Source organism: Idiomarina sp. UBA4206 (assembly GCF_002383015.1).
Taxonomy (GTDB): domain Bacteria; phylum Pseudomonadota; class Gammaproteobacteria; order Enterobacterales; family Alteromonadaceae; genus Idiomarina; species Idiomarina abyssalis.
This window is the reverse complement of sequence record NZ_DFTS01000021.1, coordinates 289-2,938: the sequence shown is the minus strand read 5'-3', so window position 1 is coordinate 2,938 and position 2,650 is coordinate 289. Positions and strand designations below refer to the sequence as shown.

Annotated in this window: 3 protein-coding genes; all 3 read left to right on the top strand. The window is 50.0% G+C overall.

All coding sequences use genetic code 11. The annotated features are described in order from the left end of the window. A partial coding sequence (locus B3180_RS04410) for an alpha/beta hydrolase (RefSeq protein ID WP_286843258.1) occupies positions 1–634 on the top strand: 634 nt, incomplete at its 5' end. Between the two features lie 3 nt (positions 635–637). Then, positions 638–1,372: an ATP-binding cassette domain-containing protein gene (locus tag B3180_RS04405; RefSeq protein WP_054489956.1), complete on the top strand. Its 735-nt coding sequence runs from the start codon at positions 638–640 to the stop codon at positions 1,370–1,372. Continuing rightward, positions 1,372–2,517: an ABC transporter permease gene (locus B3180_RS04400; RefSeq protein WP_054489958.1), complete on the top strand. Its 1,146-nt coding sequence runs from the start codon at positions 1,372–1,374 to the stop codon at positions 2,515–2,517. The genes B3180_RS04405 and B3180_RS04400 overlap by 1 nt, the downstream gene beginning before the upstream one ends. Positions 2,518–2,650: the final 133 nt, after the last annotated feature.

Here is a 2,650-nt window from a genome sequence, read left to right as displayed (position 1 = left end):
ACGTGATCCTTTGTCCTTCGAGCCTCTCGAAATTAAACTGACACCAGGGCGTTTCAGCTCCATTATGCGAGTGGCTTTATACCACCCGAACACTCGTCAGCTTTTACCTTATGCTATCCATTCTGCTGCGGCAGGAGACTACCATGCCATTCTTGGACTCATGGGCGGCACCATGTCTCAAAGCAGTATCTATTTGGGGTTGATGTTGTCGGTCGTCTGTTCTGAAGACCTACCACGAGCCACGCCAGAATTGCTTGAGCAAGACGGCGACAATCAATTTATTGGCAGTCGCACCGGCGACGCCTTTGTTGATATGTGTGCGGGTTGGCGCTCATCGAGTGTACCTGGTTACTGGTCTGATCCTGTCGTTAGCGACAAACCGGTATTGTTATTATCCGGTGAGTTAGATCCGGTAACACCGCCTGAATGGGGAGAGATTGCACACCGGACTTTGCCCAACAGTAAGCACTTAGTTGCGCCAAACGCAGGCCATACCATTGCCAGCCATACATGTGCGAATCAACTTGTTGCGGATTTTATTGAGCAGGGCTCAATCGAAAATATAGATGGCAGTTGCTTAACTAAGCAGAGTCTTAAGCCTTTCGTACTGAACCAAAATGCAGCGGGGCTATAAGGGATGATAAACGTAGATGCACTAACAAAAACATTTAAAAATGTGCAAGCGCTGGATTCGCTCTCGTTTCAGGCAAAAGACGGTGAAATTACCGGGCTCCTTGGCCCTAATGGCGCCGGTAAAACCACTTGTTTGCGTATTATTTACGGATTACTGCAGGCCGATACCGGTAAAGCTGAAATTGAAGGTGTCGATGCGAATCAGAACCCCATTGATGCCCGCCGTAATCTGGGCATATTTCCCGACAAATTCGGTCTTTACGAGCGTTTGACGGTACGTGAGCAAGTGGCTTACTTCGCAGGACTTCACGGTCTTACCGGTAGCAAGCAAAAGCAAGCTGTCGAACAAGTGATAGAAAAGCTCGACATCAAAGAGTTGGCCGACAGACGTACAGCCGGTTTTTCGCAAGGCCAGAGAATGAAAGTAGCGTTGGCACAGGCACTGGTGCATAGCCCTAAGCACTTGATTCTTGATGAGCCCAGCCGCGGACTGGACGTAATGAGTACCCGTATTTTACGAGACGTGCTGCGCGAGCAGCGTGCGCAGGGTACCTGCATTCTGTTTTCCAGCCACGTAATGCAGGAAGTTGCAGCACTTTGTGACCGGGTGGTGGTTATGGCAAACGGCAAAGTTGCCGCAGAAGGAACCCCACAAGAGCTGTGCGACATGACAGGTGAGCCACAACTGGAAGATGCCTTTGTGAAGATAATTGGTACTGACGAGGGGATAGCAGCCTGATGAGTGCATTAACCTCTGTATGGAAAAAAGAGTTTCGTGATGCAATTCGAGACAAGCGCTCCGTTCTGGCCGCTATGTCTTATGCTTTTTTCGGACCACTGTTAATGGCCGTTGCATTCTTTTTTCTGATTACGCAACTGACCGATAAAGCCGACATTGAAATCACCATTGAAGGCGAAGAAAACGCACCTCAGCTGGTTGATTTTCTTAACGAACGAGGCGTCGTCCAGAAGCAGGGTGAATGGGCAAAAACCGAAACGCCTATAGTCCTTACTTTGCCTGAAAACTGGCAGGAAAGCGTTCGTAAAGCAGAACCGGTAGAAGTGACTTTACGGGCAGACTGGTCCGCACAAAAGCAGCAAACCGATATTAAACGAGTAGAGCAGGCAGTGCAGGCTTATTCAAGCCAAATAGCCGCATACCGTTTAACACTGCGCGGCGTCGACCCACGCGTGATTCAGCCGGTACAACTGCAGAAACAGGACCTGGCAACCCGTGGCTCAAAGGCGGCTCTGATCATGGGCAGTGTGCTGGTCTTTATTATTCTGTCCGTGTTCTGGTCCGGCATGAACGTCGCCATAGACATTAGTGCAGGTGAACGCGAGCGTAACTCACTGGAGTTTCTGCTGAGTCAGCCACTAAGTACCTGGGATATCGTGACCGGTAAAGCACTGACTGCAACAACCTTCTCATTGTTCGGGGCAATACTGTCACTGGTACTTATTCCCATTATTTTTGCCTACGTGCCATTGCATGAAATTGGCATGAACGTGAACTTCAGTGTCGGTATGATGGCGTTGATGTTCATACTGCTGGTGCCGTTAGCTCTCTTTGCTACCGCCTTGCAGTTGTTCGTGTCCTTCCGGGCGAAGAACTTCAAAGAAGCACAAACCTACATCAGCTTCTTGTTGATCATTCCAATGGCAGCTTCTTTTGGTGTGGAATTCGCACGCCTTAAAAACCCAATCCTGTACTATCTCCCGCTAACCGGTCAGCATCAGGCATTTCTGTCACTGATACGCGGCGAAAACGTAAACGTCATGGGAACGGTCATCAGCGCAATTGCCACCCTGGCAGCCGCATTGCTGCTCATGAAATACATAGCCCGAATGCTCAAAAGCGAAAAAATCGTCTTCGGCCTGTAGCTCCAGGGCAGGCTACTCACTTGCTTCGCTTGAGCATTGGAGAGCGCTGAGGTTACAAGGGCTATTGTGGAGGACGCCCGTAAATACATCCCTGTAGGGCTTGGGCAGCGCCATCCATGGCGCTGCACACCTC

Bases quoted from the DNA above. Each gene is read 5' to 3' on its own strand.
- B3180_RS04405 (WP_054489956.1), top strand. From the start codon at position 638: ATGATAAACGTAGATGCACTAACAAAAACATTTAAAAATGTGCAAGCG.
- B3180_RS04400 (WP_054489958.1), top strand. From the start codon at position 1,372: ATGAGTGCATTAACCTCTGTATGGAAAAAAGAGTTTCGTGATGCAATT.